The organism is Acidovorax sp. GW821-FHT09B03, from assembly GCF_059418305.1.
Genome location: NZ_JBWKPP010000010.1, coordinates 201,711 through 221,910 on the forward strand (window position 1 = coordinate 201,711; position 20,200 = coordinate 221,910).

At 68.4% G+C, this 20,200-nt stretch carries 22 protein-coding genes; 3 read left to right on the forward strand and 19 right to left on the reverse strand.

Going from position 1 to position 20,200, the window contains the following annotated elements; translation table 11 throughout:
• The first annotated feature begins 13 nt into the window (after positions 1 to 13).
• On the forward strand, positions 14 to 934 hold the full coding sequence (locus AC07PA_RS19215) for a LysR family transcriptional regulator (RefSeq protein ID WP_494610019.1): 921 nt from the start codon (positions 14 to 16) through the stop codon (positions 932 to 934).
• On the opposite strand, the gene AC07PA_RS19220 is transcribed toward AC07PA_RS19215, so the two are convergent.
• The 6 genes from AC07PA_RS19220 to AC07PA_RS19245 form a co-directional block, all read right to left on the reverse strand.
• Entirely contained in the window at positions 931 to 1,803 is an 873-nt protein-coding gene (locus tag AC07PA_RS19220) for a DMT family transporter (protein WP_494610020.1), read from the reverse strand. The genes AC07PA_RS19215 and AC07PA_RS19220 overlap by 4 nt on opposite strands.
• A gap of 139 nt (positions 1,804 to 1,942) precedes the next feature.
• Entirely contained in the window at positions 1,943 to 2,734 is a 792-nt protein-coding gene (locus AC07PA_RS19225) for a helix-turn-helix transcriptional regulator (protein ID WP_494610021.1), read from the reverse strand.
• A 33-nt stretch (positions 2,735 to 2,767) separates the two neighbouring features.
• Positions 2,768 to 3,580 carry an acetoacetate decarboxylase family protein gene (locus AC07PA_RS19230; RefSeq protein WP_494610022.1) on the reverse strand — a complete coding sequence of 271 codons (813 nt, stop codon included), beginning with the start codon at positions 3,578 to 3,580 and terminating at the stop codon, positions 2,768 to 2,770.
• 33 nt (positions 3,581 to 3,613) lie between these two features.
• Positions 3,614 to 3,868 carry a hypothetical protein gene (locus AC07PA_RS19235; protein ID WP_494610023.1) on the reverse strand — a complete coding sequence of 85 codons (255 nt, stop codon included), beginning with the start codon at positions 3,866 to 3,868 and terminating at the stop codon, positions 3,614 to 3,616.
• Entirely contained in the window at positions 3,865 to 4,311 is a 447-nt protein-coding gene (locus tag AC07PA_RS19240; protein WP_494610024.1) for a VOC family protein, read from the reverse strand. Before AC07PA_RS19240 ends, AC07PA_RS19235 begins: the two co-directional genes overlap by 4 nt.
• Positions 4,308 to 4,844, reverse strand: a complete 537-nt coding sequence (locus AC07PA_RS19245; protein ID WP_494610025.1) for a helix-turn-helix domain-containing protein — start codon at positions 4,842 to 4,844, stop codon at positions 4,308 to 4,310. The genes AC07PA_RS19240 and AC07PA_RS19245 overlap by 4 nt, the downstream gene beginning before the upstream one ends.
• 115 nt (positions 4,845 to 4,959) lie before the next feature.
• Here AC07PA_RS19245 and AC07PA_RS19250 point away from each other — a divergent pair, with 115 nt between their 5' ends.
• Positions 4,960 to 5,664, forward strand: coding sequence for a class I SAM-dependent methyltransferase (locus AC07PA_RS19250; RefSeq protein WP_494610026.1), 705 nt, complete (start codon positions 4,960 to 4,962; stop codon positions 5,662 to 5,664).
• Between the two features lie 4 nt (positions 5,665 to 5,668).
• Here AC07PA_RS19250 and AC07PA_RS19255 read toward each other — a convergent pair whose 3' ends face one another.
• The 9 genes from AC07PA_RS19255 to AC07PA_RS19295 form a co-directional block, all read right to left on the reverse strand.
• The gene (locus AC07PA_RS19255) at positions 5,669 to 6,154 is read right to left on the reverse strand and encodes a GFA family protein (RefSeq protein ID WP_494610027.1); all 486 of its coding nucleotides are present in this window, start codon (positions 6,152 to 6,154) and stop codon (positions 5,669 to 5,671) included.
• Positions 6,155 to 6,309: 155 nt separating this feature from the next.
• On the reverse strand, positions 6,310 to 7,947 hold the full coding sequence (ntrC, locus tag AC07PA_RS19260; protein ID WP_007854210.1) for a nitrogen regulation protein NR(I): 1,638 nt from the start codon (positions 7,945 to 7,947) through the stop codon (positions 6,310 to 6,312).
• A gap of 40 nt (positions 7,948 to 7,987) precedes the next feature.
• The gene (gene glnL / locus AC07PA_RS19265; protein WP_035203374.1) at positions 7,988 to 9,010 is read right to left on the reverse strand and encodes a nitrogen regulation protein NR(II); all 1,023 of its coding nucleotides are present in this window, start codon (positions 9,008 to 9,010) and stop codon (positions 7,988 to 7,990) included.
• 238 nt (positions 9,011 to 9,248) lie between these two features.
• Positions 9,249 to 9,761 carry a hypothetical protein gene (locus tag AC07PA_RS19270; RefSeq protein WP_007854207.1) on the reverse strand — a complete coding sequence of 171 codons (513 nt, stop codon included), beginning with the start codon at positions 9,759 to 9,761 and terminating at the stop codon, positions 9,249 to 9,251.
• Between the two features lie 269 nt (positions 9,762 to 10,030).
• Positions 10,031 to 11,446 (reverse strand): type I glutamate--ammonia ligase, encoded by a 1,416-nt coding sequence (gene glnA, locus AC07PA_RS19275; protein ID WP_007854205.1) that lies wholly within the window; start codon positions 11,444 to 11,446, stop codon positions 10,031 to 10,033.
• 173 nt (positions 11,447 to 11,619) lie between these two features.
• Complete coding sequence (locus AC07PA_RS19280; protein ID WP_494610028.1) at positions 11,620 to 12,447, reverse strand: competence/damage-inducible protein A; 828 nt, start codon at positions 12,445 to 12,447, stop codon at positions 11,620 to 11,622.
• A complete protein-coding gene (locus tag AC07PA_RS19285) occupies positions 12,444 to 13,415 on the reverse strand; it encodes an EI24 domain-containing protein (protein ID WP_494610029.1) in 972 nt (323 codons plus the stop codon). The genes AC07PA_RS19280 and AC07PA_RS19285 overlap by 4 nt, the downstream gene beginning before the upstream one ends.
• A 44-nt stretch (positions 13,416 to 13,459) precedes the next feature.
• The gene (locus tag AC07PA_RS19290) at positions 13,460 to 13,954 is read right to left on the reverse strand and encodes an aminoacyl-tRNA deacylase (protein WP_494610030.1); all 495 of its coding nucleotides are present in this window, start codon (positions 13,952 to 13,954) and stop codon (positions 13,460 to 13,462) included.
• Positions 13,955 to 14,043: 89 nt separating this feature from the next.
• Positions 14,044 to 15,060: a bile acid:sodium symporter family protein gene (locus AC07PA_RS19295; protein WP_007854200.1), complete on the reverse strand. Its 1,017-nt coding sequence runs from the start codon at positions 15,058 to 15,060 to the stop codon at positions 14,044 to 14,046.
• Positions 15,061 to 15,322: 262 nt separating this feature from the next.
• On the opposite strand from AC07PA_RS19295, the gene AC07PA_RS19300 reads away from it, so the two are divergent.
• Positions 15,323 to 16,225, forward strand: coding sequence for a LysR family transcriptional regulator (locus AC07PA_RS19300; RefSeq protein ID WP_145698100.1), 903 nt, complete (start codon positions 15,323 to 15,325; stop codon positions 16,223 to 16,225).
• On the opposite strand, the gene AC07PA_RS19305 is transcribed toward AC07PA_RS19300, so the two are convergent.
• The 4 genes from AC07PA_RS19305 to AC07PA_RS19320 all read right to left on the reverse strand — a co-directional run bounded on the left by AC07PA_RS19305 (position 16,222) and on the right by AC07PA_RS19320 (position 20,022).
• The gene (locus AC07PA_RS19305) at positions 16,222 to 17,220 is read right to left on the reverse strand and encodes a sterol desaturase family protein (RefSeq protein WP_145698101.1); all 999 of its coding nucleotides are present in this window, start codon (positions 17,218 to 17,220) and stop codon (positions 16,222 to 16,224) included. The genes AC07PA_RS19300 and AC07PA_RS19305 overlap by 4 nt on opposite strands.
• A gap of 50 nt (positions 17,221 to 17,270) precedes the next feature.
• On the reverse strand, positions 17,271 to 18,095 hold the full coding sequence (locus AC07PA_RS19310; protein ID WP_494655383.1) for a polysaccharide deacetylase family protein: 825 nt from the start codon (positions 18,093 to 18,095) through the stop codon (positions 17,271 to 17,273).
• 17 nt (positions 18,096 to 18,112) lie between these two features.
• Complete coding sequence (locus AC07PA_RS19315) at positions 18,113 to 19,114, reverse strand: YncE family protein (protein WP_007854192.1); 1,002 nt, start codon at positions 19,112 to 19,114, stop codon at positions 18,113 to 18,115.
• A 155-nt stretch (positions 19,115 to 19,269) separates the two neighbouring features.
• The gene (locus AC07PA_RS19320; RefSeq protein WP_494610031.1) at positions 19,270 to 20,022 is read right to left on the reverse strand and encodes a 16S rRNA pseudouridine(516) synthase; all 753 of its coding nucleotides are present in this window, start codon (positions 20,020 to 20,022) and stop codon (positions 19,270 to 19,272) included.
• Positions 20,023 to 20,200: the final 178 nt, after the last annotated feature.

Genomic DNA, 20,200 nt, shown 5'->3' on the forward strand with positions numbered 1-20,200 from the left:
ACGGAAATTTCTGATGAATTCGTCAACAAAGCTGATGAATGTGAGTAGCCGCCAGCTCCACGCTTTTTTGGAGGTGACACGCCTGCAGAGCTTTGCCAAGGCAGCCGAGCAGGTGTACCTGTCCCCCTCGGGCATGAGCATGCTGGTCAAGGAGCTGGAGGAGCAGATGGGCGCACGCCTGTTCCACCGCACGACCCGCTCGCTCACACTCACCGATGCGGGCCGGCGGCTGCAGCCGGTGGCCGAACGCATCGTCGGCGAGCTGCGCACGCTGGGCGCCGTGCTCGATGGCAGCGAGGCAGCCGTGCGCTCGCGCCTGCTGGTGGCGGCCACGCCCATGATCTCGGCCAGCCTGCTGCCCGATGTGGTGCGCGGCTTTGCCCAGAGCCATCCCCAGGTGCAGGTGCACCTGGCCGACGTCGAGGTGGGCACAGTGCGCCAGGAGGTGCTGGAGGGCGAGGCCGACATCGGCTTCGGCTTCTTCGTCAAGCCGGCCGTGGGCCTGTCGCGCCAGCCGCTGTGCAAGTTCCGGCTCATGCGCATCAGCCCGCCCGGCGCCGGCAGCGGCCTGGCGGAAAGCCTGCCGTGGAGCAGCCTGGCGGGCCTGCCCCTGGTGAGCCTGCCTTCGGGCAACCCGATCCAGGTGGTGATCGAAAAGCACCTGTCCCGCCTGGGCCGCACGCACGAGGAGCGCCCGCGCATGAACCTGCTGGGCACCATCATCGGCATGGTGCGCGCCGGCCGGGGCCATGCCGTCATCCCTTCGTTCGCGATGGAGGAATGCCTGCGCCAGGGCCTGGGGGTGGCCATGCTGCGCGAGCCAGTGGCCCACCTGGACCTGTACCTGGTGTCACGCCGCGGCACCCAGCCCAAGCCTGCAGCGCTGGCATTTGCGGCGGCGCTCAAACGCGCCGCGGCGCGTCTACCGGGCTAGCGTCGCAAGGACGCCAGCAGCGCGGCGAGCAGGATCAGCGAGCCCCCGAGCACCGTGCGCGCCTCCAGCTGCGAGGCCGACAGCAGCACCGAGGACACGCTGGCAAACACCACTTCGGACAGCATGACCACCGCCGTGGTGCCCGCCTTCAGGCGCGATGCGCCGAACTGCAGGGCCCAGTTGCCCAGCATCAGCACGCCCGACAGCAGCAGCCCCGTGATGGCCCAGGTGGCGTTGAAGGCCGGGAAGGCCTCCACCACGCCGAACTGCATGCCGACGACCGCCGCCACCAGCGCCATGAGCATGCAGCCGCCGAACATGGCGAACATGCGCGCCTGCCCCGGCACATCGTGCAGGCGGCGCACCGTCACATTGACCAGCGCGAACATGAAGCCGCCCATCAAGGCCAGGCCATCGGCCATGGACAGGCCCTGCAGCAGGCTGGCCGGCGAGGCGTCCCCGGGCAGCAGAACCAGGACCACACCGGTGAAGGCCAGCACCAGCCGCGCGATGGCCATGGGCGTGGGCCGCTCGCCCAGGATGCGCCAGGCCAGCAGCACCGCCCAGGCGGGCATGAGGTAGAACAGCAGGATCACGCGCACCACGTCGCCCACCGTCACGGCCCAGTTGAAGGCCACGTTGTTGAAGCCCGAGGCCAGCGCCAGCAGCCACAGCCCCGGGTGCTGGCGCACCTGCGCGAGGATGCCCGGCCGCAGGGTCAGCAGGCCGAGCAGCACCACGGCGTACATGGCCGCAGTGGCCCACAGCGGGTGCAGCCCGGCACCATGCATCAACCGGAACGGCCACCAGGCCAGGCCCCAGACGAAGGCGTTGAACAGCAGGGCGAAGACGGGCAGCGGCGATTGCATGGAAAAAAAGGAGGCGCCCGCAAGCACTCCGGGCGCGGGCATCGGTCAACGAAAGGGACGTGGCGCAAAAGGCCGACAACCGGCAGGGCCAAGGCCCTGTCGCCGGGCGATTGTGCCTGCCCTTCGGTGCCCGTGCTGGTCAGCCACGTTCGGCCGCCTGCAGCAGGTCCCCGGGCGTGTAGCCGAAGGAGCGGCGGAACCAGCGCGTGAAGTGCGCCTGGTCGGCAAACCCGCACTCCGCTGCGACCGCGGCGGCCGGCTCGCCCGCCAGCAACAGCTGCCGGGCGCGGTGCAGGCGCACGGCCCGCAGGTAGTCGCCCGGTGCCATGCCCACCCATTGCGTGAGCACGCGGTGGATGCGCTCGCGGCTCACCCCGCAGCGGTTTGCCAGGTCCGCCACCGACAGGTCGCTGCCAGCCACGGCCTGCTGCACCCGCTCGATCAGGGCGCGCACCGCGGCACTCGGGGGCACCGGCTCCACGGCAGATGGATCGGCAGGCAGGCTGCGGCGCAGGGCCGGCACGGCGCGCCGCAGCCAGGCCTGCACCTCGGCCGTGGTGACCAGGCCGCGCGCCTTTTCGGCCAGCCGGGGCATGCGCGCCACGCCGCTGCGCGGGGGAGGCCGCAGCCCTTCGTGCACGAGCCAGTCGCTGGGCACATACAGCATGGCCACCAGCACGCTCCCCTGGTACTGCGGCGCGCTCAGCGCCCCCGTGTGGACCACGCCCGGCGCAATCGCGATCACGTCGCCCGTGCGCGCCACGAACGGACGGCCTGCCACGCAGCAGCGGCATTCGCCGCGCACGATCGCGCCGAACGACCATTCCTCGTGCCAGTGCGGCACCCACTCCTGCCCCGGCTCCTGGTGCCGCACCTGCTCCAGGTCGAACACGCGCAGCCGGCGCACCTCGGAGCGCAGGTTCAGCGCCATGGTGGCAGGCCCTGCGGGGCGGCAGCCCTGCGCTCAGGCATCGACCGCGCCTGCGACGGTGATGCCGATCCAGCCGGCGCTGGCATCCCCCGCCACCAGCCCACCCAGCAGGCCGATGTCCTCGCACGGATGGGGGGTGAGCTGCAGCGTGGCCGTGGCCTCATGCCAGCCCGCCCCGACGCGCTCCCCGATGGCCGGTTTCACCAAGGCCAGGGCCGGCAGCTGCGCGGGCTGCCGCAGGTCCGGCCAGCCCACGGCGCCGATGGTCGGCATGCCCAGAAAACCCAGCGCCCGGCCGGGCTGGCCCGTGAGCGTGGCCTGCGCCTCGAACACCCGGCGGTCCTTCACCGCCAGGCTAGCGCCCAGCCGGCTGCCGGCGCGCAGCGGTGCGGCTGCGGGGTGGTCCAACGGCAGGCTGCGCGTGAGCCAGGTGCTGCCCAGCTTCTTGGGCCAACCCTGCAGCAGCCCGCGCACCAGGGAGATGTCCTGGTCCACCCAGATCGCCGGGCAGTACATGGCGCGGCTGCCATCGGGCCGCTCCACCTCCAGCACGACGATGGTCTCGCGGTACTGCGCCAGCACCGGGTCGAGCAGTTCCTCGCCGTGCAGCGTGCACGCCTGCCAGTCGGCAAAGTGCACGCAGCCCGTCCCCAGCGGCCGGCCCGCCGCCGGCGGCACCAGCGGCACTGCGCACTCGGCATCGAACTGGAAAGCCACGCTGAGCAGCCAGCCGGCGTAGTGCCACGGTGGCGGCGGCACCAGGGCCGAGCGGCCCGTGGTAGTGAAGGGTGCGGTAAAGCCCTGGTGGGACCAGGCCGGGAGAGAAGCAGCAGATGAAGAGGTCATGCCCGCGATGGTGCCCACGGCCTGCACGCACGGCTAGAACGGATGTGAACCGGACACCGGTGCTGTACCGCCATGCGCGTCGGACCGGCGGGCCCGGTAGGGCTGCACGAACAGATAGAGCCCCGTCAGCAGCAGCACGGCCAGTGGAGCCAAGGGCGCGTAGGTGATCCACGCAGGCGGTGCTCCCCGGCCCAGGCCCATGGCCGCGAAGTTGGCCACGACAGTCAGCGTGAAGGCGATCGATACCCAGCGGTGGACCTGCCGGAGCCGGTTGCCGCCGCCGCTCATCGCGCCGCCCCCGCAGCGCGCTGGATGACCTTCCAGCCATTGCCGGCCGGGTCGCGAAAGCCCGCATCCACATTGCCGTAGCGGTCCACCGGCTCCTGGGTGAACTCCACGCCCCGCTCGCGCAGTTGCGCGCAGGTCGCGCGGCAGTCGGCCACATGCCAGACCAGCGGCGGCATGGCCCCCTTGGCGACCATGGCGCGCAGGGTCTGCGCCGTGGCGTCATCGTGCAGGGGCGCCCCCGGGGTGAACAGGCCGAGCTGGAACGAGGGCTGCTCCGGGTCCTGCACCGTGAGCCAGCGGTAGCTGCCATTGCGCACATCGGTGTGCACGCGAAAGCCGAGCTGCTCCACGTAGAAGGCCAGCGCTTCGTCCTGGTCGTCCACGTACACGCCCACCACACCGATGCCCTGGCTAGGCGGGTTCATCAAGCTTGTCATCGTCATCGTTCGATCTCCTGGGTTGTCGAAGACCTGTTTGTACCGTCCGCCGCGCGCCGACGCTTCTCCAAAACTGCGATCGTGAGGTCCGGCCGCTCCGCCGCCTTGACGATGCACCCCGGCACGCTGGCCAGCGGCCCGGCCTCGGCCCGGGCCTCGCGCCGCAGCGCGCTGGGGCTCTTGCCGGTGATGTCGCGAAAGATGCGGCCGAAGGTGCCCAGGCTTTCCCAGCCGGTGGCGAACGCAATGTCGGTGATGGGCTGGTCGGTGTCCCGCAGCAGGGTCGACGCCTGCTCGATGCGGCGCGTGAGCAGGTAGCGGTGCGGCGGCACGCCGAAGGCCTGCTTGAACGAACGCGCGAAATGCGCCTCGGACACCCCGCTCACCTCGGCCAGCCGGCTGACCGGCCAGGCCTCGTGCGACGCGGCGTCCATGCGGTCCTTGGCGCGCAGCAGGCGCCTGAGCAGGGCCGGGTCCTGCAAGCCGGCCACGGCCGGTGGTGCAGGGGGAGAGGGTTCGGGAGTAGCGGGTGGGGTCATGCGTCCTCGGATCAGCAGCCCCATTGTCGGCGACCCCAGCCGGCCTCTGCCAGGGCGGGTTGCGGTGAGCGCTGCACATATGCAACAATGAAAGTTACTTAACTTTCGTCCCGCCATGCCCACCGCATCCACCCGCGAAAATCCGAACGCGCCATTCGCCGATCCCCAGGCCCTGGCCTCCTACGCCGACCGCACCCGCCGCCTCGTGCCCGGTTGGGACGATCTGCAAAAGATGGCCGGCGTGCTGTTGGCCGAGCGTGCACCGCCACAGGCCCAGGTGCTCGTTGTCGGCGCCGGCGGCGGCGCCGAACTGGGCGTCTTCGCCCGGGCGCAACCGCAGTGGCGCTTCGTGGGCGTGGACCCGTCCGAACCCATGCTGCAATTGGCGCAGGCCACGCTCGGACCGCTGGCGGCGCGCGTGGACTTTCACCAGGGTTATGTGCACACCGCTCCTGCGGGCCCCTTCGATGCCGCGACCTGCCTGCTCACCCTGCATTTCGTGCCCCTTCAGGAGAGGCTGGCCACCCTGCGGGCCATCCACCAGCGCCTGCAGCCCGGCGCCCCGCTGGTGACGGCCCACCTGAGTTTCCCGCTGGCACCACCCGAAGAGCGCGCGCAGTGGCTGGCCCGCTATGCGGCCTTCGCCATCGCCTCGGGCGTGGACCCAGAGGCCGCGCACCGCGCCTCCACGGCCATCGACACCGCCCTGCCCCTGCTCAGCCCGGGCGAGGAGGAAGCGCTGCTGGCGCAGGCCGGCTTTGGCGGCATCCGTCTGTTCTATGCGGGGCTGGCGTTCCGGGGGTGGGTTGCCCATGCCTGACGGGCTATTCCTTCAACCCGTGCCGCTCATGCCACTCGGCCAGTGATTCGGACGGAAACGCCTGGTAGTGCCGGTGGCCCTTGCCTTTGGGCACATCGACCCAGTTGGCGACGAATTCGAGCATGCCCTCGACCACTTCGGGTGGCTTGGGCAATGGCGTGTCGATGGCCGAGGCGTGGGGGTGGACCAGCTCGGGCCAGCGCGGATCCCACAGCCACAGGGCGCTGCCGCATTGCAGGCAGAACTTGCGTTCCGCCTTGGAGCGCTTGCTGCGCTGGCCTTCCTCGCGCACCACGGCATGGTAGGTGCCCAAGTGCCTGGCGCCCCGGACCTTGAGTGTGCGTGCATCGCCGCCCAGGTTGACGGCATAGCCGCCCCCACCTGCCGTCTTGCGGCAGATGGAGCAGTGGCAGTGCATGAAGGGCACGGGGCTGTCGGCTTCGAGCGAGAAGCGGACGGCGCGGCAATGGCAGGAGCCTTCGAGGTGCATGGGGCGTCCAGAGCGTTGGGGTGAGCCCTGCAGCCTACACAGCCGCGTGATCGCGGCGTGTAGGAGCACCACGCATCGCCCCCCACCCTGCCCCCCAAGAAAAAGAGCCCCGGGATTCCGAGGCTCTTTTCTTGCACCAGCGGCGCCCCAGGCGCTCAACCCTCGTCCGGCGCGTCCAGACCCAGCTCCTGGATCTTGCGGGTGATGGTGTTGCGGCCGATGCCCAGGCGCTGCGCGGCCTCCATGCGCCGGCCATGGGTAGCCACCAGGGCGGTGCGGATCAGGCGCGATTCGAAGCGGCGCGTGAGCGCATCCCATACCTCGGGCTGGCCGCCGGACAGGAGCTTCTGCGCCTCGGCCTCCAGCGCCTGTTCCCAGCTCAACACGGGGCTTGTCGCCGCGGCAGCGGGCGCTGCCAGGCCCACGGCAGCGTCTGCAGCCCAGGTGGCTGCCGGCGCGGCCGCCGCGAACTGCGGTGCCGAAGGTGCCACGGCATGCAGGCCACCCACCATTTCGGGCGCAGGTGCGATGGCCGCCACGGGCATGGCAATCACCGGCTGCGGCGCCACGGCCTGACCGTCGGCCACGGCGGGACGGGCAGGTGCCTGGAACACCGGGGCCTCGAGCACTTCGGGCGGCAGGTCCTGCAGCGAGATCACCTGCGCGGGCGCCATCACGGTGAGCCAGTGGCAGATGTTCTCGAGTTGGCGCACGTTGCCAGGAAAGGCAAACTGCTCCAGCCGCACCAGTGCCGAATCGGCGATGCGCTTGGGCTCCACGCCCAGCTGCCGCGCGCTTTGCTGCAGGAAGTGGCGCGTGAGCATGGGCACGTCTTCATGGCGCTCGCGCAGCGCGGGCAGGCGCAGGCGGATGACGTTCAGGCGGTGGAACAAGTCCTCGCGGAAACCGCCTTCCTTGACGCGCTTTTCCAGGTCCTGGTGGGTGGCCGCGATCACGCGCACATGGGCCTTCACGGCCGCATGGCCGCCCACGCGGTAGAACTGGCCGTCCGACAGCACGCGCAAGAGGCGCGTCTGCAGGTCGAACGGCATGTCGCCGATTTCGTCGAGGAACAGCGTACCGCCCTCGGCCTGCTCGAAGCGGCCGCGCCGCTGCGTCTGCGCACCGGTGAAGGCACCGCGCTCGTGGCCGAAGAGTTCGGATTCGAGCAGGTCCTTGGGGATGGCCGCGGTGTTGATGGCCACGAAGGGGCCGTCCGCACACGGCGAATGCTTGTGCAGCGCACGTGCCACCAGTTCCTTGCCCGAGCCCGATTCGCCGGTGATCAGCACCGTCACCTGGCTCTGGCTGAGCCGGCCGATGGCGCGGAACACGTCCTGCATGGCGGGCGCCTGGCCCAGCATCTCGGGGGTTTCGGCCTGGCGCTCTTCGGTCACTTCCTCGCGCTGGCTTTCCTCCACGGCGCGGCGGATCAGCTCCACCGCCTTGGGCAGGTCGAAGGGCTTGGGCAGGTACTCGAACGCGCCGCGCTGGAAGGCCGACACGGCGCTGTCCAGGTCGGAGTACGCCGTCATGATGATGACGGGCAGGCCGGGCTGCAGTTCGCGTACTTTCTCGAGCAGCTGCAGGCCCGATCCCCCGGGCATGCGGATGTCGCTCACCAGGACCTGCGGTGCCTGGCGGGCGGGGTCGCCGGCGGTGATGTCGGCCAGCGCGTCGAGCACTTCGCGCGGATGGGTGAAGCTGCGCGTGGGCAGGTTCTCCCGGGCCAGCGCCTTTTCCAGGACGAAGCGGATCGAGGGGTCGTCATCTACTATCCAGATCGGCTTCATATCTTTTTCTTACCTTCCCTGTGGTTGCGTGTCAGGGACCTCAGGGCAAGGGGATCAGGATACGGAAGTCGGTGCGACCCGGCACGCTGTCGCATTCGATCAATCCGTGGTGCCGCTGTACGAAGGTTTGCGCCAACGTAAGTCCCAGCCCCGATCCGCCGTCCCGACCCGACACCAGAGGGTAGAAAATACGCTCTTTGATGGCATCGGGTACGCCCGGTCCGTTGTCGATGACATGCAATTCCAGTGCCAGCCGGTAGCGCTGGCGACCAAACGTTACTTGTCGGGCCACGCGGGTGCGCAGGGTGATCACCGCATCGCCTGCGGCCACACGCTCGGACAGGGCCTGGGCCGCGTTCTGGACCACGTTGAGCAGGGCCTGGATGAGCTGCGCCCGGTCGCCACGGAACTCGGGGATGGAGGTGTCGTAGTCGCGCTGCACGCGCAGGCCGTGCGGGTACTCGACCAGCACCAGCGAGCGAACGCGCTCGCACACTTCGTGGATGTTGACGTCGCCCACCAGGTGCGGGTGGCGGTGCGGGGCCAGGAGGCGATCAACCAGGCTCTGCAGGCGGTCGGCCTCGTGGATGATGACTTGGGTGTACTCCGTGAGCTCGCGGCTCTCGAGCTCCATCTCCAGCAGCTGCGCAGCGCCGCGGATGCCCCCCAGCGGGTTCTTGATCTCGTGGGCCAGGTTGCGGATCAGCTCCTTGTTGGCCTGGGCCTGGTCGAGCAGGCGCTCCTCACGGTCCTGGCGGGCCTGCTGCTCCAGGGGCCACAGCTCAACCAGAATCTCGCCGGCCTGCTCGGCCGCCGCCACGTTGACATGCACGGGCACGGGGTCCTGGTGCAGGCGCTTCAGGCTGGCCTCGTAGCGCAGCGCCGCAAAGTCCTGCACGCGGGCACCGGCCAGCGCGGTCTGCAGCAGGGCCGGATCGGTGAAGAAGGTGGAGAAGTCGCCGCCCTCCAGCGTGCGGCGCGACAGGCCCAGGGTGTTTTCCAGTGCGGCATTGGCGAACTGCACGGCGCCATCGGCGCGCAGCACCGCCACCAGCGTGGACATCAGGTCCAGCGAATGGAACCGCTCGGTCTCGGACAGGGAGGTGGTGTCGGGTGGAGTGCTCACGCGCGGGGTCGGCTCAGAAGGTGTGAATGAATCCGGCGTGTCCGAGCAGGCCGCCACAACGCGTGCGGTCTAGGCGCAAAGCACAGCCATAGCTCGAGCTATGGCGAGCATTTGCAACGACGAGCGCGCGTGTTTTGGAGGGATGAGCGGGCATGGCGGGTTCTTTCACACCGTCTCAGTTGGCGGGTGCCACGCGGCCCAGCTCGCGCTTGATGCCGGCGATGTCGCTCTCGCTGCGCGAGACGCTGGCCTTGAGTTCGGCCGTGCGCTCCATGTAGCGCTGCGGGTTGCGCAGATCCAGCGCATTGCGCTCGGGCGCGCCGCCGTTGTATTCCTTGACCAGCTCGGCATGGCGCGCCTCGGCCTTGCGCAGCTCGGACTCGAGGATGGCACGCGCATCGGCGTCGCGGGCCTTCTGGTCGTTGGTGTTCACGCGCGGGGCGCCGGGTGGCGATGCGGACGGGGCACTGCCCGCAGCAGGCGCGGCGGCGCCGCCCGCAGCCGCGGCCGGGCGTGCGCCCTGCACCACGGTGACATTGCCGCCTTCGACCAGCTTGCAGCCGCGCTCCTTGGCCTGGGTGGCATTGTTCGTGTACTCGTTGCCACAGCGGTAGATGCGGTCCTGCGCCCAGCCGGCAACGGGGGCCAGGGCGGCAAGCAACAACAGGGTGGTGACAGTCTTCTTCATGGAAATTCCTCGCGCAGCAGCTTATGCAGGGGACAACCAGAGAGTATCCCCCAATCATCCCGCATCGCCAATTGAGCAAGTACCGCGGCCATGGGGGCTTCGGGGCGGGCCTTGGGACGGACAACGGGCCTGGGGCATGGCTGCAGACAGTGCGCCCAAGCTCTACAGAGGCGCCGCCGCCTGCGTTGGTTCCGCAGCCAGTGTTGTGCCGACGCCATGAAAAAAGGCGGCTTGCGCCGCCTTTTCGGGGTAATCGCCGGGTGGGCAGATTACAGCGAGTAGTACATGTCGTACTCGACAGGGTGGGGAGCCATGCGGAAACGCGTGACTTCGGTCATCTTCAGATCGATGTAGGCATCGAGCATGGAGTCGGTGAACACGCCACCCTTGGTCAGGAAGCTGCGGTCCTTGTCGAGGTATTCCAGGGCTTGGTCCAGGCTGTGGCACACGGTAGGCACCAGCTTGTCTTCCTCGGGTGGCAGATGGTACAGATCCTTCGTGGCGGCTTCGCCGGGATGGATCTTGTTTTCCACGCCGTCCAGGCCGGCCATCATCAGGGCCGAGAAGGCCAGGTAAGGGTTGGCCGATGGATCGGGGAAGCGCGCTTCGATGCGGCGGCCCTTGGGGTTGGCAACGTAAGGGATGCGGATCGAGGCCGAGCGGTTGCGGGCCGAGTAGGCCAGCTTCACAGGGGCTTCGAAGCCGGGCACCAGGCGCTTGTACGAGTTCGTGCCGGGGTTGGTGATGGCGTTCAGGGCACGGGCGTGCTTGATGATGCCGCCGATGTAGTACAGCGCGAAGTCCGACAGGCCGGCATAGCCGTCGCCTGCGAACAGGTTCTTGCCGTCCTTCCAGATGGACTGGTGCACGTGCATGCCGGAGCCGTTGTCGCCAGCGTAGGGCTTGGGCATGAAGGTGGCGGTCTTGCCGTAGGCGTTGGCCACGTTCCAGACCACGTACTTCAGGACCTGCGTCCAGTCGGCGCGCTCGACCAGCGTGCTGAAACGCGTGCCGATTTCGTTCTGGCCAGCGCCTGCCACTTCGTGGTGGAACACTTCGACCGGGATGCCCAGGGATTCGAGGATCAGGGACATTTCAGCGCGCATGTCCTGCGTGCTGTCGACGGGAGGCACGGGGAAGTAGCCGCCCTTGACGGTGGGACGGTGGCCACGGTTGCCGCCTTCGAGCTTGGCACCCGAATTCCAGGGGGCTTCGTACTCTTCGATCTCGAACATGACCTTGCCGGGTTCGTTGGACCAGCGCACGCCGTCGAAGATGAAAAATTCTGGCTCGGGACCGAAGAAGGCCGTGTCGCCCAGGCCGGAGGCCTTCAGGTAGGCTTCAGCGCGCTTGGCGATGGAGCGTGGGTCGCGGTCGTAGGCCTTGCCGTCACCGGGTTCGATCACATCGCACTGCAGGAACAGCGTGGTTTCTTCGAAGAAGGGGTCGATGTTGGCGGTGTTGGGGTCGGGCATGAGTTGCATGTCCGAGGCTTCGATGCCCTTCCAGCCAGCCACCGACGAACCGTCAAATGCGTGGCCCGACGTGAACTTGTCTTCATCGAAGTGGGAAACCGGCACGGTCACGTGCTGTTCCTTGCCCCGGGTATCGGTAAAACGGAAGTCAACGAACTTGACCTCGTTTTCCTTCACGATCTTCATCACGTCTGCAACGGTCTTGGCCATCAGGTTCTCCTGGGTAAAGCGCTTGTTGAAAAAAGAATTTGCCGAAATAAAAGCAGTTTGCGTGCCAGCGGGGTGCAATCACCGCACTATCGCGGAGCAGCGGCCCGACCTGGGCTCTGGCAAGGGCCATCGAATGCACAAATTTGGTGCATCACAACCACCCCCACTGCACATCACAGGTTGCGCACCATTTCGGGGCCAAGTTCTGCACCAAATTCGTGCAGTCCATTTTTGAGGTCCGTCCATGCCGCGGGAAGCGCCTGGGCCGGGCCTTTGACGCCCAGTTCGATATGCCGCCCGTATTGTGGATGATCCACGCTGGGCAAACTGAACACCCGAACGCCTTGGTGCGATTTTTCTATGCGCTCCATGAGCGGAGTGAGTGCCGCCTCCATGGCGCCGAAGACCACCACCGAATGCTCGGTCTGGGGCGTGCGGTTGAAGTGCTCGGCATACAGGGTGTCCAGCACCCATTCCATCATCGGCCAGGCCATCACCGGAAAGCCCGGCACGAAGTGCACGGCCCCACCCTGCCCGCCCGGGCTGGCGCAGGTGAACCCCGGGATCTTGTTGTAGGGGTTGGGGATGGTCTGGGCTCCCGCCGGGAACATGCCCATGTTCAGGCGGTGCACGTTGTCGTGGCGCTCGGGCTCGTAGGGCAGGCCCTGCTCGCGCGCCACGTCCTGCATGCGTTCGCGGATCAGGCGCTCGGCCTCGGGGTGCAGGGCCAGGTCCGCCCCGAGTGCCCGCGCCGCGCACTGGCGGGTGTGGTCGTCGGGCGTGGCGCCGATGCCGCCGCACGAGAACACCACGTCGCCCGAGGCAAAGGCGCGCTGCAGCGTGGCGGTGATGCGTGCCGGGTCGTCGCCCACGTAGTCGGCGTAGGAAAGCGCCAGGCCGCGCGCCGCCAGCAGCTCGATGGCTTTGGGCATGTGCTTGTCGGCGCGCTTGCCCGAGAGGATTTCGTCGCCGACGATGATGAGGCCGAAAGTGGGGATCATGGAGTGCTACGGGGATCGGTTGGGAGTGCGCTAGGGGCCGGCAGGGTGGCCGCCGCAGGGGCGGGTGCACTGGCAGGGGACGGTGCGGTGTCTGCCATGGCTGGCGCAGGTGCCAGCGCATCGAGCGGCAGGCGCGAGGGCACGGGCATGGTGGCCCGCACGTCGTCCTCGCGCAGCTCCTGCAGGGCCGCCAGGCAGAAATGCGTGAACCACAGCGAGGAGAAGGCAAACACCAGCATGTAGATCCAGATCGCCAATGGCACCAGGACGGCAAACGCCGCCACGAACAGCACGCCCGAGGCCCAGACGATGCTGGGCGCGGCGCCCAGGTAGCCGGTGATGATGCCGATGCCCAGCAGGCTGGCTCGGTGGCGCTCGAACAGGCGTTTGCGCTCTTCCTTGCTGGCATGCTCGGCCAGCGCGTCGAAGGCCATCACACGGTAGGTCAGCCAGCCCCAGATCAGCGGCGGCAGCACCAGCACCAGCGGCGGCACCAGCCACAGCGGCACGGACACCGCCAGCGCCACCAGCGCCAGGGCCGTGGAGCCCACGGACCAGGCCAGGCTGGCGAAGAACGAGCCGCCCTTCTTGCGCACCAGTTCGGGAAAGCGCCGCTCGGCCACCAGGGTCACCAGGGCCGGCGTCATGAGTACGGCCACCAGCAGCAGCGAGACCACCACCAGCACCGGCGTCGCCGTGAGGATGACCATCATAGGCGCCAGCACCGCCACCACACTGCCCAGGCCCCAGCCTTCAAGCCAGCTCCAGAAATTCTTGAGCATGGGGGAGGCATCCAGAAGTGAGTGCATGCTCTGCACCGCCACGTCCCAGTAGAAGTAGCCCAGCCCGAACGCAAGCCCCGCCATCAGCATCAATGGCAGCAGCGACAGGAGGATGACGCGGGGGCGCATGCAATACGCCGCGGCGCGCCAGAAGGAGTCCAGCAGTAGTCCCATGCGCGTGAGCATACCGCGAGCCTTGCCCCGTGCCGATGACACCCGTGCGTGCGTGCTTATGCAGCCGGAACCGGCGTGCCCGCGGGCTTGGCAAATTCACCCAGCACGACCCCGGCAATGGCGGCAAAGGCCTGGCCCGGCACTTCCAGCGTGCTGGTGCGCTCGCCCGAGCCGCAGAACGCCAGCGGCAACGCGGGCACCTGCCGATCCACCAGCACGCGCACCCCGTCCTGCTGCACAAAGGGCCCCACACCGCCGGCCTGCATGCCCAGGCGCTCGCGCAGCAGCTCTTCATCCAGGGGCGCCAGTTTGGCGCGGGACGTCCCCACGGCCCGCGCGACGGCCGCATAGTCCACCGGATCCAGGGCGCGCAGGGCCACCAGCACGATGCCGCCATCGCCGGCCTGGAACGCCAGCGTCTTGACCATCTGCGGCACCGGAAAGCCCAGCCCCATGAACTGCTGCGTGGTGTGCGCTTCGGGGTGCTCATGCACCCGGTAGGCCACCTGGCCCTGCGCCAGAAGGGTGGCCGAGACAGGGACGAGGGGCATGGCGATCAACTCCTTGGGGACGGCAGGGAAATGCTCCCACGGTGTGCGGGCACGGCTCGGGACAGCATAGCCGAGCCGCCCCCACCCACTCAGGCGCGCGTTTCCGCCGCAGCCGCACCCTGCCCCGCCGGCACCTGGGCCGCGGCCTCGCGCCGCGCATAGCGCTGCGCGAGCACGCCACAGACCATGAGCTGCATCTGGTGGAACAGCATCAGCGGCAGCACGATGGCGCCCGCCACATTGGCGGCAAACAGCACGTTGGCCATGGGCACGCCGCTCACCAGGCTCTTCTTGGAGCCGCAGAAGACGATGGTGATCTCATCCTCCTTCGAAAAGCCCATGCGCCGTGCGCTCCAGGTGGTGAGGGTCAGCACCAGCGCCAGCAGCACCGCGCACACGGCCAGCAGGCCGGCCAGGGCCATGGGCGGCACCTGGGACCACAGCCCGTCGATGACGGCATGGCTGAAGGCGGCATACACCACGAGCAGGATGGAGCCCTGGTCCACCACCTTCATGACGGATGCGCGCTGCTGCAGAAAGCCGCTGATCCACGGGCGCAGCAGGTGACCGATGGCAAAGGGCAGCAACAACTGCACGCCGATGCGGCCCATCGCCGCCAGCGGATCGCCCATGGCCGCGTTCTGCGACATCAGCAGGCCCACGAGCAGCGGGGTGAAGGCCACCCCCAGCAGCGTGGAGGCCGAGGCGCTGCAGACGGCCGCAGGGATGTTGCCCCGCGCCATGGAGACGAAGGCGATCGCCGACTGCACCGTGGCCGGCAGCGCGCACAGGTACAGGATGCCGGTGTACAGGTCGCGCGTGACCAGCGGCTCCAGCACCGGGCGCAGCGCCCAGCCCAGCAGCGGAAACAGCACGAAGGTGCTGGCCACCACCACCAGGTGCAGGCGCCAATGGCCGATGCCGGCCAGGATGGCCTGGCGCGAAAGCTTTGCGCCATGCAGGAAGAACAGCAGGCTCACGGCCACGGTGGTGGCCACCTCGAGCGCCCGGGCGAAGCCGCCGGAGGCCGGCAGCAGGCTGGCGGCGACGACCGTGGCGACGAGGTAGAGCGTGAAATTGTCGGGAAGCAGACGGGAACGGGCCATGGGAACAGGGGCGCGAGGGCCTCAAGAGAAACGGGTTGCACCGATTGGACCTGCTTTGCCACCCCAAGAGAAATGGATTGATTTGATGAATTTATAATTTCCCTGCATGAATCAAGGGTGTGCCATGGCCTATTTCCCCACGCGCGGCCCACGGCGTGCGGCGTCTGCTTTGTCGCACGGCTTGCCCATGGCCCGCCATGGGCTGCGCCGCGCTTCGCGCATCCATCCCCACGCCATGGCCCGCGCGAAGGGGAAATAGGCCATGGCACACCCTAGCTTGCGCCAGTTGCGCGTCTTCCAGGCCGTGGCCCTGCACAGCAGCTTCACGCGCGCTGGCGACCAGATCGGCCTCACCCAGCCGGCCGTGAGCCGCTGCGTGACCGAGCTGGAACAGCACCTGGGCATCAAGCTGCTGGACCGCACCACGCGTGAGGTGGTGCTGACCGAGGCGGGCCGCAGCCTGGCGGTGCGCCTGGCGCGTGTGCTGGAGGACCTGGACACCGTGCTGCTGGATGTGCGTGGCCTGGCCACGCAGCGCCAGGGCCGGGTGCGGGTGGCCAGCAGCCCCACCCTGTCGGCCAACCTGCTGCCCGAGTGCATTGCGCGCTGCCGGCAGGACCACCCGGGGCTGGAGCTGCTGCTGCTGGACCGCATGCAGCACGATGCCCTCGCCAGCGTGCTCTCGGGAGAGGTGGATTTCGGCGTGGTGATCGAGCCCGAGCCGGGGCGCAACGACGAGCTGCATGCCGAGCCCATCCTCTCCGAGCCCTTCTGCCTGGTCTGCCCGCCCACGCACCGGCTGGCCAGACAGCGCAGCGTGCGTTGGGCGGCCCTGGCCGGTGAACCCCTGGTGCTGCTCGACCACGCCTCAGGCAGCCGCCGGCTGATCGACGATGCGCTGCGCCAGCACGGCGTGCAGGCGCCCGTGGCGCAGGAGGTGGGCCATGTGACGACCATCTTCCGCATGCTCGATGCGGGCCTGGGCATCTCGGTCGTGCCGACGCTGGCACTGCCGCCCGCCGGACTTCAGGGCCTGGAGGTGCGACCACTCACACCGCGTGTGGAACGCGCCATCGTTCTGGTGCGGCGCGCCAACCGCGCGCTGGCGCCCGTAGCTGCCGTGGCCTGGGGGCTGGTGCGCGATGTCGCCGCGCGGCGGACCTAGGCTTTTCCGACCAGGCGCAGCACCCCACGCCACTGCTGCGACCAGAAGCCGCGGCCATAGTCGCGTGTGCGGCCGTCGGGCCCGGGCTCGACCTGGTCGCGCACGCCCGTGGGGTCGTAGCGCTGCTCGAAGTTGGCGGTGCGCATGAGCATGTCCCACCAGGGCAGCAGCACGCCGAAGTTGTGGCCGCCCAGCACCACGCGCGGGGCCTTGTCACCCGCGGCCGCGGGCTTGATGGTCTCGTGCCCGATGCCGATGCTGTGGTGCAGCCGGTGAAAGCGCGGACTCACCCACAGCCGCTCGCCCACACGGCCGAACCACAGGCGCACATTGGCGTGCTGGAAACTTTCGCTCAGCTGCGTGATGGCCACGATGGCCACGAACTGCCCCGGCGCCACGCCGATGAGCTGGGCCACGACCACGAGGATGGTGTCGCGCAGCATGTCGTCCAGCAGGTGGTTGCGGTTGTCGCTCCACATGGTCATCTGCTGCTGCGCGTGGTGCAGCGAATGCAGCTTCCACCACCACCCGAAATGGTGCTGGCCGCGGTGGATCCAGTAGTCCACGAAGTCGAACACCACCAGGTACAGCAGCAGGCTGACCCAGGCCACGTCGGTCACGCCGGGCCAGAGGCCATCGAGGTGGAAGGTGCTGACGCCCGACATGCGCAGCTCGCCGAACACGGCGTCCATCAGCGGGTCGATGGCGAAGAACAGGCCGACCCGGAACAGGCCCAGGCGGTGCAGCAGGGTGTAGAGGATGTCGGTGCGGATCGTGGCGCGGTTGGTCACCGGCTCCACGGGGCGCCAGCGCTGGATGGGGCCGATGATGGCGATGATCACCGCCAGCTGCAGCAGGCCCACCAGCAGCCAGCCGGTGGCGTCGTAGCCGTCCTCGAGCAGGTTGCCCAGGCCGCCCGCGAACATCAGCGGCTGCACCACGGTCTCGAACAGCCACTGCTGCGCCCCGTCGAATATCGCGCTCAACCACTCCATTGCGTTCGCTGCTCCTGTTGCTGTGCCATCGCTGCCGTGATCGCCCGGCGTCACCGCACGGGCTTTGTACCGTAGTCCGGGTGCTCGCGCAGTGTTCTGAAGCAAAAGCCCCGCTCTTTCAGGCCCACGATCAGGGGCTCCAGCACCGCGGGCGCCCAAGGATCGGTGCGCGACCAGATACCGAGGTGCGCCAGCAGGATGTCACCCGCACGGATATCGCGCAGCGCCTTGCGCAGCAGCGCATCGTTGCTGGCCTGTGCGGTGGACAGCTCGTCGCCCAAAAAGCCCGCGGGCGACCAGCCCACGTGGGTGTAGCCGCAGGCCTGGGCACTGGCCAGCAATTGCGGCGATGTCTTGCCCCCCGGCGCACGGAACAGCGGCAGCACCTTCTGGCCGGTGATGGCCTGCAGGCGGTCGGCGGCCTTGTTGATCTCGGCGCAATACTCTGCCGCCGTCATCGTGAAGTCCTGCCCCGCGCGCGGGCCGGCCGATGGGCGCACCTTGAAGGAGGGCCTGGCGGCCGTGCCCAGGTCGGCGCGCCAGTAGGTGTGGTCCCAGGTGTGGGAGGCAAAGGCATGGCCTTCGGCGGCCCGTGCGCGCCACCAAGGGGCCCAGTGCTCGCCCAGGCTGCCGTCACCTTCCTTGGTGCGCTCCTGCGCCGCGAAGAAGGTCACCTGCACGTTCTGGCGCTTGAGCACATCGGCCATCAGCGGCGCCACCTCCATGTGGCCGGTGTCCAGGGTCAGGTAGACGGGCTTGGTGCAGGGGCTGGCCTGCGCCAGGCCGGCAGGCGAACCGGCCAGCAAGGCCAGGGGCAGCACGGCCTGCAGGCACCAGCGGGGCACGGCGCGAGCCGCAGCCATGCGGGGCGGCATGCCGGCGGTCATTGCCACTACCGGGGAGCGTGCTGCAGCGTCCAGACGCCGTGCGGGGACTTGCCCACGGGCACCTGGCGCACCACCTTCTTGGCCTCGGTGTCCACCACCGAGAGCTTGCGCGCCCAGCGCGAACTGACGTAGATGAAACGGCCATCGGCCGAGACCTCCATGCAGTCCGGCCCGCCGGGCACGGGGTAGCTGTCCACCACGGCCATGCTGGCCATGTCGATCTTGCTGATCGAATTGGCGACGCGGTTGCTCACATACAGGTGCTTGCCATCGCCCGCCGCACGGAACGCGTGCGCGCCGTTGCCGGTCTTGATCTTGCGCACGCTGCGCGGCTCGCGGCCCGAGACGTCGAACACCTCGACACTGTCACCACCCGTGAGGCCCACGAAGACATGCTTGTCGTCGGGGGTTCCATACACGTCGGCCGGCATGGGTCCGGTCTTGAGGCGCCACTTGACCACCTGCGTGGCGATGTCGATGGCCACCAACTCGTCGCTGTCCTGCATGGACACGTAGACGGTGGTGCTGCGGCTGTCGATCCACATATGGCTCGGCGTGCGGGCGGTGTTCACGCGCGCCACCAGCGTGGGCTCCTTGCCGTCCCAGCGGTAGAAGTCCACGTGGTTGAGCCGGTTGGCGGCCGTGATCAGCCACTTCATGTCGGGCGTGAAGCGCAGATGGTAGGGGTCCACGATGCCCCGTACCGTGCGCTGCACCTGGGCCGTGCGCGGGTCCAGGAAGGTCAGAGTGTCACCGAGCGCATTGGCCACGATGAGCGAGCGCTCGTCGGGCGTGAGGTACAGGTGGTGCGGCTCCTTGCCGGTGGGGATGCGCGAGGTTTCCGTCCACGTCAGCGGATCGATCACACTGACATTGGCCTCCAGCGAGTTCAGCACGAAAATCGGCGGCACAGGCGCTGCGGCTGGTGCGGCCGCCACGCTGGCGCCCCACAGCAAGACCAGGCCAGCCAGGGCGGCGCTCACGCGCGCGGGAGAGAAAATCTTCACAAACAACCAAGCACTTTCAGGACAGTATGCAAGTGTAGCGCCGGGAGTCCGGGCTCCTGTGCCGCAAGGCGTAACATCTGCACAGGACAAGGCCTGGATCAAGGAAGTTCCACCTGCGGGCCAATTTGCAGATGCCGGGATCCCCGGCAGGGCGCTCAGAGCGGCGATGCCACCAGGACCCGGAGATCGTCTGCGCTGAGCCAGCGCCATTGCCCGGGCGCCAGATCCGCCGGCAGCGCCATGCTGCCGATCTGCGAGCGGTGCAAGCCCTCCACGCGGTTGCTCACGGCGGCCAGCATGCGCTTGACCTGGTGGTACTTGCCTTCGGTCAGGGTCAGGTCCAGGCGGTGCGTGTCCACCAGCGCACAGGCGGCGGCGCGCACCGGCTTGGGATCGTCATCGAGCACCACGCCAGCCAGCAGCTTGTTCACCTGCACCTCGTCCACGGGGTGCTTGGTGGTGACCTGGTAGACCTTGGGCACATGCTTCTTGGGCGAACTCATGCGGTGGATGAACTGGCCATCGTCGCTGAGCAGCAGCATGCCGGTCGTGTCCTGGTCCAGCCGGCCCACGGCCTGGATGCCTTGCACCGCCGTCTTGCTCGGCCGCTGGCGCAGCGGGGCGGGCAACAGGGTGTAGATGCTCGGGTAGGTCGAAGGCTTTTGCGAGCACTCGGTACCCACAGGCTTGTGCAGCAGCACATAGGCCTTCTCGTGGTACGGCCAGTCCACGCCCTGCACACGCAGCTGCAGGCCCTCGGCCTCGAAGTCGGCGGCCGCCTCGGTGCACGGCACATACTCGCCCTGCACCCCGGTGGTGCTTACCGCCACCCAGCCTTGCTGCACCAATCCGGCGCATACGCGCCGGGTTCCAAATCCCTGGGAATACAGAATGTCTTGCAGCTGCATGGTGGTCGAACGAAGGTGAGAAACAGGTGGGGAATCAAGGCAGGCACCTCGCGCCAGCCCTGACAAAGCCGATGGTTCCGCGGGATTTCAGCAAATTTGCCTTCCCCAAACGCAAAACCCCCCAGTCCTTTGGGGACTGAGGGGATTTGGGGCTGTAAGAGCCTGACGATGACCTACT

Excerpts from the sequence above, each read along its gene's own strand:
- AC07PA_RS19255 (WP_494610027.1), bottom strand. The coding sequence starts at position 6,154 with ATGCACCTCGAAGGCTCCTGCCATTGCCGCGCCGTCCGCTTCTCGCTC.
- AC07PA_RS19270 (WP_007854207.1), bottom strand. The coding sequence starts at position 9,761 with ATGAAGAAGACTGTCACCACCCTGTTGTTGCTTGCCGCCCTGGCCCCC.
- AC07PA_RS19225 (WP_494610021.1), bottom strand. The coding sequence starts at position 2,734 with ATGGCGCTGAACCTGCGCTCCGAGGTGCGCCGGCTGCGCGTGTTCGAC.
- AC07PA_RS19310 (WP_494655383.1), bottom strand. The coding sequence starts at position 18,095 with ATGCCGCCCCGCATGGCTGCGGCTCGCGCCGTGCCCCGCTGGTGCCTG.
- AC07PA_RS19300 (WP_145698100.1), top strand. The coding sequence starts at position 15,323 with ATGGCACACCCTAGCTTGCGCCAGTTGCGCGTCTTCCAGGCCGTGGCC.
- AC07PA_RS19220 (WP_494610020.1), bottom strand. The coding sequence starts at position 1,803 with ATGCAATCGCCGCTGCCCGTCTTCGCCCTGCTGTTCAACGCCTTCGTC.
- AC07PA_RS19305 (WP_145698101.1), bottom strand. The coding sequence starts at position 17,220 with ATGGAGTGGTTGAGCGCGATATTCGACGGGGCGCAGCAGTGGCTGTTC.
- AC07PA_RS19320 (WP_494610031.1), bottom strand. The coding sequence starts at position 20,022 with ATGCAGCTGCAAGACATTCTGTATTCCCAGGGATTTGGAACCCGGCGC.
- AC07PA_RS19215 (WP_494610019.1), top strand. The coding sequence starts at position 14 with ATGAATTCGTCAACAAAGCTGATGAATGTGAGTAGCCGCCAGCTCCAC.
- AC07PA_RS19290 (WP_494610030.1), bottom strand. The coding sequence starts at position 13,954 with ATGCCCCTCGTCCCTGTCTCGGCCACCCTTCTGGCGCAGGGCCAGGTG.
- glnL (WP_035203374.1), bottom strand. The coding sequence starts at position 9,010 with ATGTCCACGCTGGTGGCGGTGCTGCGCGCCGATGGCGCCGTGCAGTTC.
- glnA (WP_007854205.1), bottom strand. The coding sequence starts at position 11,446 with ATGGCCAAGACCGTTGCAGACGTGATGAAGATCGTGAAGGAAAACGAG.
- AC07PA_RS19245 (WP_494610025.1), bottom strand. The coding sequence starts at position 4,844 with ATGACCCCACCCGCTACTCCCGAACCCTCTCCCCCTGCACCACCGGCC.
- AC07PA_RS19250 (WP_494610026.1), top strand. The coding sequence starts at position 4,960 with ATGCCCACCGCATCCACCCGCGAAAATCCGAACGCGCCATTCGCCGAT.
- ntrC (WP_007854210.1), bottom strand. The coding sequence starts at position 7,947 with ATGAAGCCGATCTGGATAGTAGATGACGACCCCTCGATCCGCTTCGTC.
- AC07PA_RS19240 (WP_494610024.1), bottom strand. The coding sequence starts at position 4,311 with ATGACGATGACAAGCTTGATGAACCCGCCTAGCCAGGGCATCGGTGTG.
- AC07PA_RS19285 (WP_494610029.1), bottom strand. The coding sequence starts at position 13,415 with ATGCTCACGCGCATGGGACTACTGCTGGACTCCTTCTGGCGCGCCGCG.
- AC07PA_RS19295 (WP_007854200.1), bottom strand. The coding sequence starts at position 15,060 with ATGGCCCGTTCCCGTCTGCTTCCCGACAATTTCACGCTCTACCTCGTC.
- AC07PA_RS19280 (WP_494610028.1), bottom strand. The coding sequence starts at position 12,447 with ATGATCCCCACTTTCGGCCTCATCATCGTCGGCGACGAAATCCTCTCG.
- AC07PA_RS19230 (WP_494610022.1), bottom strand. The coding sequence starts at position 3,580 with ATGACCTCTTCATCTGCTGCTTCTCTCCCGGCCTGGTCCCACCAGGGC.
- AC07PA_RS19235 (WP_494610023.1), bottom strand. The coding sequence starts at position 3,868 with ATGAGCGGCGGCGGCAACCGGCTCCGGCAGGTCCACCGCTGGGTATCG.